This window comes from Streptomyces sp. Pv4-95 (assembly GCF_045782725.1).
Lineage (GTDB): Bacteria > Actinomycetota > Actinomycetes > Streptomycetales > Streptomycetaceae > Streptomyces.
Genome location: NZ_CP127172.1, coordinates 3,851,845 through 3,865,401, shown reverse-complemented (window position 1 = coordinate 3,865,401; position 13,557 = coordinate 3,851,845). Strand labels below are relative to the sequence as shown.

13 protein-coding genes and 1 tRNA gene are annotated in these 13,557 nt (G+C 71.3%); 6 read left to right on the top strand and 8 right to left on the bottom strand.

Going from position 1 to position 13,557, the window contains the following annotated elements; genetic code table 11:
* Positions 1-128 precede the first annotated feature (128 nt).
* From QOM21_RS16965 to QOM21_RS16955, 3 genes are all read right to left on the bottom strand, one after another.
* Positions 129-202, bottom strand: a tRNA-Pro gene (locus QOM21_RS16965).
* A 12-nt stretch (positions 203-214) separates the two neighbouring features.
* Positions 215-931, bottom strand: a complete 717-nt coding sequence (locus QOM21_RS16960) for an integral membrane regulator (RefSeq protein WP_407551033.1) — start codon at positions 929-931, stop codon at positions 215-217.
* 296 nt (positions 932-1,227) lie between these two features.
* The gene (locus QOM21_RS16955; RefSeq protein WP_407551032.1) at positions 1,228-2,154 is read right to left on the bottom strand and encodes a metallophosphoesterase; all 927 of its coding nucleotides are present in this window, start codon (positions 2,152-2,154) and stop codon (positions 1,228-1,230) included.
* A 302-nt stretch (positions 2,155-2,456) separates the two neighbouring features.
* Here QOM21_RS16955 and QOM21_RS16950 point away from each other — a divergent pair, with 302 nt between their 5' ends.
* A complete protein-coding gene (locus QOM21_RS16950; RefSeq protein WP_407551030.1) occupies positions 2,457-2,921 on the top strand; it encodes a GatB/YqeY domain-containing protein in 465 nt (154 codons plus the stop codon).
* A gap of 204 nt (positions 2,922-3,125) precedes the next feature.
* Here the strand turns inward: QOM21_RS16950 and QOM21_RS16945 are convergent, their stop codons facing one another.
* Positions 3,126-5,318 (bottom strand): transglycosylase domain-containing protein, encoded by a 2,193-nt coding sequence (locus QOM21_RS16945; RefSeq protein WP_407551028.1) that lies wholly within the window; start codon positions 5,316-5,318, stop codon positions 3,126-3,128.
* A gap of 381 nt (positions 5,319-5,699) precedes the next feature.
* Here QOM21_RS16945 and QOM21_RS16940 point away from each other — a divergent pair, with 381 nt between their 5' ends.
* Positions 5,700-6,041, top strand: coding sequence for a WhiB family transcriptional regulator (locus tag QOM21_RS16940; protein WP_407551026.1), 342 nt, complete (start codon positions 5,700-5,702; stop codon positions 6,039-6,041).
* Between the two features lie 446 nt (positions 6,042-6,487).
* Here QOM21_RS16940 and QOM21_RS16935 read toward each other — a convergent pair whose 3' ends face one another.
* Together QOM21_RS16935 and QOM21_RS16930 are read right to left on the bottom strand one after the other, a co-directional pair.
* Complete coding sequence (locus QOM21_RS16935) at positions 6,488-7,840, bottom strand: ArsA family ATPase (protein WP_407551024.1); 1,353 nt, start codon at positions 7,838-7,840, stop codon at positions 6,488-6,490.
* The gene (locus QOM21_RS16930) at positions 7,837-8,814 is read right to left on the bottom strand and encodes an ArsA family ATPase (protein ID WP_407551023.1); all 978 of its coding nucleotides are present in this window, start codon (positions 8,812-8,814) and stop codon (positions 7,837-7,839) included. The genes QOM21_RS16935 and QOM21_RS16930 overlap by 4 nt, the downstream gene beginning before the upstream one ends.
* Before the next feature lie 221 nt (positions 8,815-9,035).
* On the opposite strand from QOM21_RS16930, the gene QOM21_RS16925 reads away from it, so the two are divergent.
* From QOM21_RS16925 to QOM21_RS16910, 4 genes are all read left to right on the top strand, one after another.
* The gene (locus QOM21_RS16925) at positions 9,036-9,194 is read left to right on the top strand and encodes a DUF4177 domain-containing protein (protein ID WP_003967454.1); all 159 of its coding nucleotides are present in this window, start codon (positions 9,036-9,038) and stop codon (positions 9,192-9,194) included.
* Complete coding sequence (locus QOM21_RS16920; protein WP_407551021.1) at positions 9,191-9,655, top strand: RidA family protein; 465 nt, start codon at positions 9,191-9,193, stop codon at positions 9,653-9,655. The genes QOM21_RS16925 and QOM21_RS16920 overlap by 4 nt, the downstream gene beginning before the upstream one ends.
* Positions 9,656-9,795: 140 nt before the next feature.
* Positions 9,796-10,752 (top strand): NUDIX hydrolase, encoded by a 957-nt coding sequence (locus QOM21_RS16915; RefSeq protein WP_407551019.1) that lies wholly within the window; start codon positions 9,796-9,798, stop codon positions 10,750-10,752.
* Complete coding sequence (locus QOM21_RS16910; protein ID WP_407551018.1) at positions 10,749-11,579, top strand: MBL fold metallo-hydrolase; 831 nt, start codon at positions 10,749-10,751, stop codon at positions 11,577-11,579. The genes QOM21_RS16915 and QOM21_RS16910 overlap by 4 nt, the downstream gene beginning before the upstream one ends.
* Positions 11,580-11,630: 51 nt before the next feature.
* Here QOM21_RS16910 and QOM21_RS16905 read toward each other — a convergent pair whose 3' ends face one another.
* Entirely contained in the window at positions 11,631-12,530 is a 900-nt protein-coding gene (locus QOM21_RS16905; RefSeq protein ID WP_407551016.1) for a nucleotidyltransferase domain-containing protein, read from the bottom strand.
* Between the two features lie 155 nt (positions 12,531-12,685).
* On the bottom strand, positions 12,686-13,360 hold the full coding sequence (locus QOM21_RS16900; RefSeq protein WP_393896552.1) for a Crp/Fnr family transcriptional regulator: 675 nt from the start codon (positions 13,358-13,360) through the stop codon (positions 12,686-12,688).
* Positions 13,361-13,557 lie beyond the last annotated feature (197 nt).

Sequence of the window (13,557 nt, the reverse complement as noted above, 5' to 3'; positions counted from 1 at the left end):
ACGCCGGTAGTGGCTCGCCGGGAGCCGAATTCCAAGAGCGTCTCCCAGGCCCGCCAAGGAGAACCTGAAAACCAATCAGCCCTGGTCTTCCTTATCGGAAGACCAGGGCTGACCTGGTGTTTCTTCAGTCGGGGTGGCGGGATTTGAACCCACGACCTCTTCGTCCCGAACGAAGCGCGCTGCCAAGCTGCGCTACACCCCGAAGCAACGAGCTCTACTTTAGCGGACTGATCCCCGTAGGCGAAATCCGGTTCCGGCGGAGCCACGGAGACGGCCTGACCTGGTCGATCGCGATGGTGACCAGTGGCAGGAGGCAGGCGGTCACCGCGATGGCGAGGGCGTGGGGCGGCGGGTCGGGGAGGAAGGTGAAGGCGAGGTACAGGAGCGGGTACGCCGGCCACTGCCAGGCGTCGGAGCGGTGGAAGCCGCCGGGTGCCGTCAGCAGGAGCCAGTCGGCGAGGACGGCGAGGGGGGTGACCGTGTGCAGGAGTGGGCCCGCGATGGCGTGGGCGCCGGTCGGCCCGGTGGTGGCTCCGGGGAGGGCGAAGCCGCCGGTGTCGCCGGCTGGGGCTGCGTGGGCGAAGAGCGCGAAGAGGCCCGCGAGGGTGATGAAGAAGAGGGCCGCGCCCGTGAGGCGAGGGGACACGGGGCGGCGCCCGGTCCAGGAGCGGTGGGAGGACCAGAGGAAGACGAGCGCCACGGCGATGTTCGCCTGCACCGCGAAGTTGCCCAGGAAATGGGGGAGATCAGGTGCGAGGTCGGCCTCTGTGGCGAGTCCGGTGACGGCAGCTGCGGCGATCAGGGCGCGGACGGCGGCGGCGAGAGGGTGTCGGACGGCAGGGGCGACGGCGGTTGCCGGCGTGCGGTCGGCCGCACGGGCGGCGCCGGTCGCGTGGCGCGTGGACTGCGAGGTCCGGGTGGGGTCGGACATTCCTCCACGGTAGAGGCCAGGGCCGCGCGGAGAGGGGTGGCGGGGCGGGTGGACCGGCCGCCGGTCGGGAACGGTTCCGGTCCGCCGCTGCGCTCCGTAAGTCTTGGGCCTGCGGTTCGCGGATCCGGGCGTCCGCCGTCCCCCAGGGCCCGGAAGCAGGGTGCCGTGTTGTGGCGACGAGGCCCTGGGGCGCGATCTTCGTCCTGCACGCCGTCACGCAGCAGCGCAGCCGGTGCGAGCCGGGCCTGCGCCGGGAGGCCCGAGCCGGCTGCGTGCGGTGATCCCGATCGTTCCGGTTACTCCTGCGCCGTCAGGGTCAGGAGGGTCGCCTCCGGGGGGCAGGCGAAGCGGACCGGGGTGTAGCGGTTGGTGCCGCAGCCCGCGGAGACGTGGAGGTAGGAGGTCTTCCCGCCGGCGGTGTGGGTGGAGAGGCCCTTGACGCGGTTGGTGTCGATGTCGCAGTTGGTGACCAGTGCGCCGTAGAAGGGGATGCAGAGCTGGCCGCCGTGGGTGTGGCCGGCCAGGACCAGGGGATAGCCGTCGGTGGTGAAGGCGTCCAGGGACCGCAGATACGGAGCGTGTACGACGGCCAGCGAGAGGTCGGCACCCGATTCCGGGCCGCCGGCCACCTCGGCGTAGCGGTCGCGCTTGATGTGCGGGTCGTCCAGGCCGGTCAGGGCGATTTCGAAGCCCTCCAGCTTGAGGCGGCCGCGGGTGTTGGACAGGCCGACCCAGCCGGCCGTGTCGAACGCGTCGCGCAGCTCTTCCCAGGGGTTGTGGACGACGCCGACGGCCGGCGCGTTGCCGTTGAGGCCGTGCCGCCCCTGGACCTTCTCGATCAGGTAGCGGGCGGGGTTGCGCAGCTTCGGGCCGTAGTAGTCGTTGGAGCCGAAGACGTACGCGCCGGGGAACTCCATCAGCGGGCCGAGCGCGTCGAGCGCCTCGGGTACGCCCTCGGGGTCGGAGAGGTTGTCGCCGGTGTTGATCACGAAGTCGGGGCGGAGCCCGGCGAGTGACTGCAGCCAGCGCTGCTTCTTGCGCTGGCCGCGGACCATGTGGATGTCGGAGACCTGCAGGACGCGCAACGGGCGCATGCCACGGGGCAGTACGGGAACCGTGACGCGCCGCAGGCGGAACGAACGGACTTCGAAGCCGGCGGCGTAGGCCACGCCGGCGGCGCCTACTGCGGTCAGGGACAGGGGTACTCCGTATCGCGCGCGCATGAACCCCATGGTCGCAGAGTGGCCCGGAAAGACGCAGCGGGAGGACAGGGGAAGGAGAGGAGGGGAAGGAGAGGAGGGACAGGGAGGAGAGGGGTCGGGGCGGTGGGGCTTGCGGTGGTCGAGCGTCGGGCGGGCGGGCGGGCGGTCGTGGTCCGGGGCGCCGGTCATGCGGCGGGCGGCCTTCGGCAGGCCGCTTTCGGCAGGGGACCGTGGGGGCGGCGGGAGGCGACAGGGCGTCGGCAGGCCGTGGGCCGGGGGAAAAGTCGCGGCGGTCGGCGCCGGGTGGGGGCATACTCGACGTCATGACCACGCTCAAGTCCAAGCTGCACGACGACCTCACCCTCGCGATCAAGGCGCGGGACGAGCTGCGTTCCTCCACCCTCCGCCTCACGCTGACCGCGATCCAGAAGGAGGAGGTCGCGGGGACCGAGGCGCGCGAGCTGTCCGACGGCGACGTCGAGAAGATCATCGCGCGCGAGGCGAAGAAGCGTCGCGAGGCCGCCGAGGCGTTCGACAAGGGCGGCCGCAGCGAGTCGGCGGAGCGTGAGCGGGCCGAGGGCGAGCTGCTCGCCGACTATCTGCCCAAGCAGCTGACCGATGAGGAGCTGGAGGGGCTGGTCGCGGCCGCCGTGGCGGAGGCCAAGGGCGCCGGAGCCGAGGGGCCGCGGGCCATGGGCGCCGTCATGAAGATCGTGAACCCGCAGGTGGCGGGCCGCGCGGAGGGCGGCCGGGTGGCCGCGGTGGTGAAGAAGCTGCTCGCCGACTGACGCCTCCGGCCTCCGGCGGCAGGCAGCCGGACCGACGAACGACGGAAGGGGCGCCCCCTGGGAGGGGCGCCCCTTCCGCGTGCCGTACGACCTGCGTGCCGTCATGGCTCGCGTGTGGTCACAGCCGGTGAGCCGTCGTCGGCGCGTCCTCGTGCCCGCGCGTGGTCACGGGCCCGCGAACCGCCCTCGCCGGCAACGCGACGGTCACCAGCCGCCGTTACCGCCGCCCAGAATGTCGGGGAAGTCGGGAAGGTGCCATCCACCGCCCGGCTTGTTGTCGCCCCCGTTGCCCGGCCGGTGCCGGCCCTTGCCGTCCTCGCCGGCCGGGGGCTTGGCCTTGTCCTTGTGCGGATCCCCTATCGGGACCGTGGGCAGGGAGGGCGCGGGGCGGCCCGCCAGGGCACCGGACATCGCGTCGCGCCAGATCGGTCCCGGAGTGTCCGCGCCGTAGACCTTGTCGTGGTACGCGCCGCCGATGGAGATGTCGAACATCTTGCGCTTGTGCTGCGGGTCGCCGACCCAGACCGCGCCCGCCGCGTTCGGGGTGTAGCCGACGAACCAGGCGGCGTAGCGGCTGTCGCTGGTGCCGGTCTTGCCGGCGCTGTCCCGGCCGCGCAGACCGGCCTGCTTACCGGTGCCGTCCTCGACGACGCCCTTGAGGAGCGCGTTGATCGTCTTGGCGGTCTTCTCCGACATGGCCCGGCGGCAGCTGCTGCGCGGGACGCTCATCTTCTTGCCCTGCGGGTCGGTGATCGACTGGATCGCGACGGGGGAGCAGTACTCGCCACCGTTGGCGAAGGCCGCGTAGCCCCCGGCCATCGTCAGCGGCGACATCTCCTGCACGCCGAGCGTCATCGAAGGGACCTCTTGCAGCTTCTTGCCGTCGGCCCGCTCGATGCCCATCCCCTGGGCCATCTTGACCGCGGGGCAGATGCCGATGTCGCTGATCAGCTGGACGAAGTAGGTGTTGACCGACTTGGCGGTCGCCTCCTTCATGCCGTACGGGCCGACCTCTTTCTTGTTCTCGTTCTGGGTCATCTCCGTGCCCCGCCACTGGCCCTTGCAGGTCTGCACCGGGCTCGGATAGCGCATGCGGTAGGGCGAGGAGAACTCCTGCTGCGGGTTCGTGCCCTGCTCCAGCGCGGCCGCCGCGATCACCGGCTTGAAGGTCGAGCCGGGCTGGTAGCCGGCGCCGCCGCCCATGCTGCGGTCCACCGAGAGGTTGATCTGGGTCTGGTTCTCGCCGAAGCCGTAGGGGCGGGACTGGCCCATGCCCAGGATCTTGCCGGTCCCCGGTTCGACGATGGCCGCGGCGCCTGCGACCGGGTCCTTCTCGTAGACGTGCTTGCTCAGGGACGCCTGGACCGACTTCTGCGTCTGCGCGTCCAGGGTGGTGCGGATCGTCATGCCGCCCTGGTTCCACAGCCGGGAGCGGACCTTCCGGGACTTGCCGAACTTCTTGTCGTTGAGGAACACCTCGCGGACGTAGTCGCAGAAGAAGCCCGAGCCGTGGGTCGCGGTGATGCAGCCGTTCTTGGGGCGGCTGACCGACAGCTGGATCGGCTTCTCGGACGCCTCGTCGGCCTGCGCCTGGGTGATGTCCTTCAGGTCGGCCATCCGCTGCAGGACGGTGTTACGCCGAAGGGTCGCTTCCTTCGGGTCGTTGACCGGGTCGTAGCGGCTCGGCGACTGGACGATGCCCGCCAGCAGGGCCGCCTGCTCCAGCTTCAGGTCCTTGGCGGAGGTGCTGAAGTAGCGCTGGGCGGCGGCCTCGATGCCGTAGGCCTGCTGCCCGAAGAAGGTGATGTTCAGGTAGTTCTGAAGGATCTTGCTCTTGCCGAGCTCCTTCTCCACCTGGATCGCGTACTTGAGTTCCTTGACCTTCCGGCCGATCGTCTGCTGGGTGGCCTGCGCGACCTTGTCGGGGTCGTTGCCCGCCTCCTCGACGAAGACGTTCTTCACATACTGCTGGGTCAGCGTCGAGGCGCCCTCGGAGACGCCGCCGGTGCGGGCGTTCTTGTTGAGCGCACGCAGGATGCCCTTCAGGTCGACCGCGCCGTGCTCGTAGAAGCGCGCGTCCTCGATCGCGATGATCGCCTTCCGGATGTACGGCGACATGTCCTTGAGGCCGATGACCGTGCGGTCGCGGGAGTAGACCTTCGCGATCTCGCCGCCGTCGGAGTCGAGGATGGTGGTCCGCTGGCTGAGCGGCGGTGTCTTGAGGTTCGCGGGGATGTCGTCGAAACCCTCGACCGAACCCTTGGCCGCCAGGCCGAGCGCTCCGGCCGCCGGCAGCGCCAGGCCCGCGAGCACGGCTCCGGCGAGGACGCTGACACCGAGGAACTTGGCGGCCCGCTGGGTCTTGGTCAGACCCCCGCCGTCGCGCTTCTTAGCCATGAGGGCACCCTACGTTCTCAATCGCCGGACAGGGGCGCACCTGTTCGCTTAGCCTGTTCACACCTGCCGAAGCGGATGGTTACGCGCCAGTTCGTCAAGCCCCCCTCCCCCGGGGATCGCGCCTCGACCTGCCCGCCGGCACCACCGGAAAAGCCGCGTGACCATGGCGAACTGCCCCGCTTGCGGGGAAAGTCACGTATGCCCTTCGGTCACTCCGTTGGGTGATCTGCCGCGTACGCATAGTCCGTTCGGGCCATTCAAGATTGGGCCCGAAGGGGGTGTTGCGCCCTGCCTGCCTTCCGTAACGTCCTCAACTGGCAACGGTGAATATGCCGCTTGCCGCCGTGGGGGAGCCTCGATTCGGGAGAGGACGGCGCCAGCATGAGCTGGGTAACCGACTGGAGTGCACAGGCAGCCTGCCGCACTACCGATCCGGATGAATTGTTCGTGCAAGGGGCAGCGCAGAACCGCGCCAAGGCGGTGTGCACCGGGTGTCCGGTACGCACGGAGTGCCTGGCCGATGCCCTGGACAACCGGGTGGAGTTCGGTGTGTGGGGCGGAATGACCGAGCGCGAGCGGAGGGCGCTGCTGCGCCGCCGCCCGACGGTGACGTCATGGCGTCGCCTGTTGGAGACAGCGCGCACGGAATATGAGCACAGCACGGGCCCGCTGCCCGTGGACTGTGAGGAAGAGGTCTTCGACGAGTACGCCGCGGTCGGCTAGCGGGCCGGCGGAGCGCCGACTTCCGCTTATTGCGTGAGTCGGGCTGTTGCGTGGTCAGGCCGAGGGCTGACTTCTGAGCGGTGCACCGGATGTCGAGGGTGCACGGTTCAGGCGACGACGGGCAGGTCCGGGCCGGGATATGGCCGGTTGTGCCGTCAACGACTTCGGCGTGCCCGCGGGTTGGGGCTCTCTGCGGGCCGTGCGAACTCATGGGCCGGGTGTGCCGTGAGCGCGTGGTGGGCCACGTCGTGTCTGGGGCCCGGCCATCGCGTCTCGCCCTTGGAGGGGCAGGGCGAGACAACTGGTGAGGCGATGGTGCTGTGCGCCGGCGGGATGCCGAACCGTTTGTGCGGGCAGGGCGAGCCGGTGATCCCGGCAGGCCGGGGACTGCTCAGGGCCGGTATGTCGGTGCGCCGGGTGGTACGGCCGTCAGCTGTCGCTGTCGGTCAGCTGTCGGTGCCGGTCTCGGCGGGGCCGAGCGCCAGGCGGTCGCCGATCGCGCGCAGGCCCGCGAGGTCATGGACGTCGCCGGGCAGTGCGGCGACCTCCGTCACCGGGACCTCGGGGTGGAGTGCGGTGAAGCGGTCCCGCGTGCGACGTTCGCGCGCGAGGACCTGCATGCGTTCGGCGTGGAGTCGGAGCAGCCCGGCAGCGAGGTGTGCCGCCGAGGCGGAGGAGCGTGTCGTAGGGCGCGCCGCGGCACCGGGGGAGTGGTCGCCGGCGGCACGTGATCCAGCATTCCCGCCGTCGAGATCCACAATGCCGGTGGTTTCAAGATTTTCCGCGTCGGTATCCGTGCCGACATCCGCATCGGCATCCGCGTCGGTGTCCTCGGCCGTGTGGTCGGCCAGGGTCTCGGCAGCCGCCAGCGCCCGCTCCGCGCTGAGCTGGGCGGCGCCGCTGCCGTGCACGCGGTTGAGCACCAGGCCGGCCAGCGGCATCTGCTCCGCGGCCAGCCGCTCGACGAAGTACGCCGCCTCGCGCAGCGCGTCCCGTTCGGGGGCGGCCACCACGAGAAATGCCGTGCCGGGTGCCTGAAGAAGCCGGTAGGTGGCGTCGGCGCGAGTGCGGAAGCCGCCGAACATGGTGTCCATCGCCGCCACGAACGTCTGGACGTCGCGCAGCAGTTGGCCGCCCATCAGCTTGCTGAGGGTGCCGGTCATCATCGACATGCCGACGTTCAGGAACTTCATGCCGGCGCGCCCGCCGACCTTCGCCGGCGCCATCAGGACCCGGATGAACTTGCCGTCGAGGAACGAGCCGAGGCGCTTGGGCGCGTCGAGGAAGTCCAGCGCGGAGCGGCTCGGCGGGGTGTCGACGATGATCAGGTCCCACTCGTCGGTCGCGCGCAGCTGGCCGAGCTTCTCCATGGCCATGTACTCCTGCGTGCCCGCGAATCCGGCCGACAGGGACTCGTAGAAAGGATTCTCCAGGATCGCGCGGGCCCGGTCGGCGTCAGCGTGGCCCTCGACGATCTCGTCGAAGGTGCGCTTCATGTCCAGCATCATCGCGTGCAGTTCGCCGCCCGCGGCGTCGTCGACGCCCTTGACCTGGCGGGGGACGTTGTCCAGCTCGGAGATGCCCATCGACTGCGCCAGCCGCCGGGCCGGGTCGATGGTCAGCACGACGACCTTGCGGCCGCGCTCGGCGGCGCGGACGCCCAGGGCCGCGGCGGTCGTGGTCTTTCCCACGCCACCCGAGCCGCAGCAGACCACGATGCGGGTGTCCGGGTCGTCGATCAGCGCGTCGACCCCGAGCCACGGGGTCGACGCGTCCAGCGTGGTGTCCTCCGACGTCATATGGGCCCCTGTTTCCGCAGGTCTCTCGCCAGGCGGTAGAGCCCGGCGAGGTCCACTCCCTCGGGGAGCTGCTCCAACTCGTAGGTGGGCAGCCCGATGCCGGTCAGTTCGGCGTGTTCGGCGCGCTCCAGATCGACCCGCTCGGCGTGTTCGCGAGCCTGCTCCAGGAGGGGGTCGATCAGCCGGTCGGCCAGCCCGCCGCGACGGGCGCCGCCCAGGCCGGCCTGGGAGAGCGCCTTGGCGATGCCCGTACGGGCCCCGCGGGCGACGATGTCGAGGTCGTCGGTGTCCAGCACGGCGGGGCGGACCATGTTGATGACGATGCCGCCCACGGGCAGGCCGGCGGCGCGCAGTTCCGCGACGCCGTCCGCGGTCTCCTGGACCGGCATCTCCTCCAGGAGGGTGACCAGATGCACCGCCGTCTCGGGCGACTTCAGGACCCGCATCACGGCCTGCGCCTGATTGTGGATCGGGCCGATCTTGGCCAGCCCGGCCACTTCGTCGTTGACGTTCAGGAAGCGGGTGATGCGGCCGGTCGGCGGGGCGTCCATCACGATCGCGTCGTAGACGAACTTCCCGCTCTTGTCCTTGCGGCGGACCGCCTCGCACGCCTTGCCGGTCAGCAGGACGTCCCGCAGGCCCGGCGCGATGGTCGTGGCGAAGTCGATGGCGCCGAGCTTCTTCAGCGCCCGGCCCGCGCTGCCGAGCTTGTAGAACATCTGGAGGTAGTCCAGGAGGGCGCGCTCGGCGTCGATGGCCAGGGCGTGCACCTCACCGCCACCCGGGGCCACGGCGATCTTGCGCTCCTCGTAGGGAAGCGCCTCGGTTTCGAACAGCTGGGCAATGCCCTGACGGCCCTCGACCTCGACCAGGAGGGTGCGTCGTCCCTCGGTGGCCAGGGCGAGGGCGAGGGCAGCGGCGACCGTGGTCTTGCCGGTGCCGCCCTTGCCGCTGACGACATGGAGCCTGCTCACGTCAAGGAGCCTAACCAGTCCGCGTCCGGAGTACGCACGGGACGGGCCTGTGATGCCCCTGGGTTCTGCGCGCGATGCCCTCGGGGACGCGCCGGGGATGTTCCCTAAGGGTGCGGACAGGGGGCTGACACCTCCCCTGCCGGGCGCCGTCCGGGGCGGGTGCGCGCGGGCCGCGGCGGGCACCGTCCGCGGTGGCCGTGGACAGGCATTACGCTCGGCCCATGACCAAGTGGGAATACGCAACCGTGCCGCTGCTCGTACACGCGACGAAGCAGATCCTGGACACCTGGGGCGAGGACGGCTGGGAGCTCGTCCAGGTCGTGCCGGGTCCGAACAACCCCGAGCAGCTGGTGGCCTACCTGAAGCGGGAGAAGGCATGAGCGCGGTCGAGGACAAGATCGCCGAGCTGGGCCTGAAGCTGCCCCAGGTCGTGCCTCCGCTGGCCGCCTACCAGCCCGCGGTGCGCTCCGGCAGCTATGTCTTCACCTCCGGCCAGCTGCCGATGGTGGACGGCGCGCTGCCGGCCACCGGCAAGGTCGGTGCCGAGGTCAGCGCCGAGCAGGCCAAGGAACTCGCCGCGACCTGCGCGCTCAACGCGCTGGCGGCCGTGAAGTCGGTGATCGGCGACCTGGACAAGATCCAGCGGGTCGTGAAGGTCGTCGGGTTCGTGGCCTCCGCGCCGGACTTCACCGGCCAGCCGGGCGTCATCAACGGAGCCAGCGAGCTGCTCGGCGAGGTCCTGGGCGACAAGGGTGTGCACGCCCGGTCCGCGGTGGGCGTCGCGGTGCTGCCGATCGACGCGCCGGTCGAGGTCGAGATCCAGGTCGAGGTCGCGCAGTAGCGCACTCGTCCGCAGCCGGTTTCGCGTGTGGCGGAGGGGCCCGGGGCGTTCGCGCCATTCCGGGGCCCCTCGCCCCCGCGAAGCAGCCCGGTAGCGGAAGGCCCCTCGAACATCCACGCGTGAGCGCATAGCATCCGGCCATGTCGTCGACGACCAATGGCCAGTGGTACCCGCCGGAGTGGCCTGCCCGTATCCGGGCCCTCGCGAACGGCGAGCTGACGCCGGTCGCGCCCCGGCGGGCCGCGACCGTCCTGCTGCTGCGGGACGCGCCCCCTGGTCCCGCCGGTTCCCCCGGGCCGGACGTCCACATGCTGCGCAGACGCGCCTCCATGGCCTTCGCGGGCGGCGCGTACGCCTACCCGGGCGGCTCCGTCGATCCGCGTGACGAGGCGCCGGTCGCCTGGGCGGGCCCGTCGCGGACCGAATGGGCCGTACGGATGGGGGTCGACCCCGCGACCGCGCAGGCCATCGTCTGCGCCGCGGTGCGCGAGACCTTCGAAGAGGCCGGCGTGCTGCTCGCCGGGACCTCGGCCGACACGGTCGTCGAGGACACCACGGGCGAGGACTGGGAGGCGGACCGTGCGGCGCTGGTCGCGCACGAGCTGTCCTTCGCCGAGTTCCTGGGCCGGCGCGGTCTGCTGCTGCGCTCCGACCTGCTCGGCGCCTGGGCCCGCTGGATCACCCCGGAGTTCGAACCGCGCCGCTACGACACCTGGTTCTTCGTCGCCGCGCTGCCCGAGGGCCAGCGCACCCGCAATGCCTCCACGGAGGCCGACCGCACGGTGTGGATCCGCCCCTCGGAGGCCGCCGCCGGCTACGACCGCGGCGAGCTGCTGATGATGCCGCCCACCATCGCGACGCTGCGCGGCCTCCAGTCCTACGGCACCGCCCGCGAGGCGCTGGGCGCAGCGCCCGCCCAGGACCTGACGCCGGTCCTGGCCCGGGCCGAGTTGGTGGACGGCGAGATCCTGCTGAGCTGGCCGGGCCATGACGAGTTCACCAAGCACCTCACGCCGAAGGACGACGGCGGTGCCCGGCCCGGCGCCTCCGACGGCCCCTCGGACACCCCCAGCTCCTCGGGAGGGACCCCCGTATGACCGAAGCAGCCGCTCTCCCCGGGCAGCCCCGAGGCGGCGTCATCCAGGGGCAGGCCACCGCGCGGGCCCACTGCGTGCTGGCCCCGAACGCCTCGGCGATGACCCTGGACGGCACCAACACCTGGATCGTCGCCGAGCCGGACTCCGACCTCGCGGTCGTCATCGACCCCGGGCCGCTCGACGAGGGACACCTTCAGGCCGTCGTCGACACCGCCGAGCGGGCCGGGAAGCGCATCGCCCTGACCCTGCTGACACACGGCCACCCCGACCACGCCGAGGGCGCCGGACGCTTCGCGGAACTGACCCGTACGGCCGTACGAGCCCTGGATCCGGAGCTGCGTCTGGGCAGCGAGGGGCTGGAAGCGGGCGATGTGATCACCACCGGCGGTCTGGAGCTGCGCGTGGTGCCGACCCCGGGGCACACCGCGGACTCCCTGTCCTTCCACCTCCCCGCCGACGGCTCGGTGCTCACCGGCGACACGATCCTGGGCCGTGGCACCACCGTGGTCGCGCACCCGGACGGCCGGCTGGGCGACTATCTGGACACGTTGCGGCGGCTGCGGTCCCTCACGGTCGACGACGGCGTGTCGACGGTGCTTCCCGGCCACGGACCCGTGCTGAACGACGCCCAGGGAGCGGTGGAGTTCTATCTGGCGCACCGGGCCAAGCGGCTCGCGCAGGTCGAGACGGCCGTCGAGTCGGGCCATCGCACGCCCGCCGATGTCGTCGCCAGCGTCTATGCCGACGTCGACCGCTCCCTGTGGCCGGCCGCCGAGCTGTCGGTGCGGGCACAGCTGGACTATCTGGGCGAACACGGGCTGATCTGACGGCGGAGCCGGGCTTCGGCGGCTGAGACCGCGTCGGCAGCCGTCGCCCCGTCACTGCTCCTGGGGGCGGGGCGCCTTCGGGCCGTGGACGGCGAGGTACTCATCCGCCAGCCAGGGCGCGAGGCCGTTGAGCAGTTCGTCGAGCAGCTCGGGGTCGGCGCGGGGCGTACGCGCCGCGCGTGCTGCCGCGCGCATGCGTTCGGCGTGCGCAGGATAGTAGTGGCCGAACACCTCGGCGGACTCGGCGAGATCGCTGGTCCAGCCGCCCCAGCGCGGCATGACGAGGGTGAACCCGGTCCGTACGATTGCGCGGGCCACCACCCGGGTCATCCGGGTCAGCTCGGCGTCGGTGCGGGCCGCGGCGGCCCGCACCCGGAAGCCGGGCAGCCGCTCGTGGAGGTCGCCGTTGGTCTCCCGGGCCAGCAGCGAGGTGGGGCGGTAGCGGGGCAGCGCCGACGTGACGTCCTCGCCCATGAGAGGCGTGCACAGGCAGGCGGCGAACCATCCGAGGTCGTACCGCTCCAGTTCGCTCAGCACCTGCTCGACGCCGTGGACCAGGATCCCGGCGCCGTCGATCTGCGGGAAGGCCGCGTCCAGCTCCGCCTCCACGGCTCGTGCGTCGGCGTGGTCGGCCGCGGTGGGGCCGGCGCTCAGGGCCAGCAGGACGTCGAGGTCGGAGCGGCCGGGGACGGCTGTGCCGCGCGGGATGCTGCCGTACAGGTACGCGCAGGTGAGGCGGGAGGCGCCGAAGCGTTCGGCGAGGCGTTCGCGGAGGGCCGTGACCACCGGCGCGAAGGGGGCGGACACCCGGTCCAGGGCGCCTTCGCGGACGAAGTAGCCCCCCGCGTCCAGCCCGGTGGGGGCGCGGCTCGCGCCGTGTACGCCGGGTGCACGGTCGTTCACCCGGTGATTCTCGCCCTCGGACGAGCCGTACCGCCAGATGTCATCCATGGCGCCACTATGGCGATCGGCCTCCCCGCCCGCGACTGCTTTCCCGCGCGTCCCGTCGGCTCCTCGGGCGGGCGGGGGCCGGGAGACGCACGAAGGACCCCGCCGGAGCGGGGTCCTTCCGAGTGTGTGCCGGAGCGTGCCGGTGGTCGTACGGATCAGCGCGAGCGCTTGGCCAGCCGCTCGACGTCCAGCAGGATCACGGCGCGTGCCTCCAGGCGCAGCCAGCCGCGGCCCGCGAAGTCCGCGAGGGCCTTGTTGACCGTCTCGCGAGAGGCGCCCACCAGCTGGGCAAGCTCCTCCTGCGTCAGGTCGTGCACGACGTGGATGCCTTCCTCGGACTGCACGCCGAAGCGGCGCGACAGGTCCAGCAGGGCGCGCGCCACGCGGCCCGGAACGTCCGAGAAGACCAGGTCGGACATCTGGTCGTTGGTCTTGCGCAGGCGGCGGGCGACCGCACGCAGCAGGGCCGTGGCCACCTCGGGGCGGGCGTTCAGCCAGGGCTGGAGGTCGCCGTGGCCGAGGCCGAGGAGTTTGACCTCGGTGAGCGCGGAGGCGGTGGCCGTGCGCGGGCCCGGGTCGAAGAGCGAGAGCTCACCGATGAGCTCTCCGGGGCCGAGGACGGCGAGCATGTTCTCCCGGCCGTCCGGGGAAGTGCGGTGCAGCTTCACCTTGCCCTCGGTGACCACGTACAGGCGGTCGCCGGGGTCCCCTTCGTGGAACAGGGCGTCGCCGCGGGCGAGCGTGACCTCTCCCATTGAGGCGCGCAAGTCGGCCGCCTGCTCGTCATCGAGCGCCGCGAAGAGCGGTGCGCGCCGCAGAACGTCGTCCACGAGATCTCTCCTTGTCGACATGCTCCGGGGGACTGTGGTCCCCATCATGCCGGAATGCAAAACAGTGCGATCAATCACAAGTTTGCCGGACCCGTGGCCCGAGCCATACGGCAGGGGGCCGATTGGGGTCAGGAATCACAGTGATCGAGTCGGTTGTCAGTGGGTGGCCTTAGTCTGGCCGAGTGTCCAATACGCCG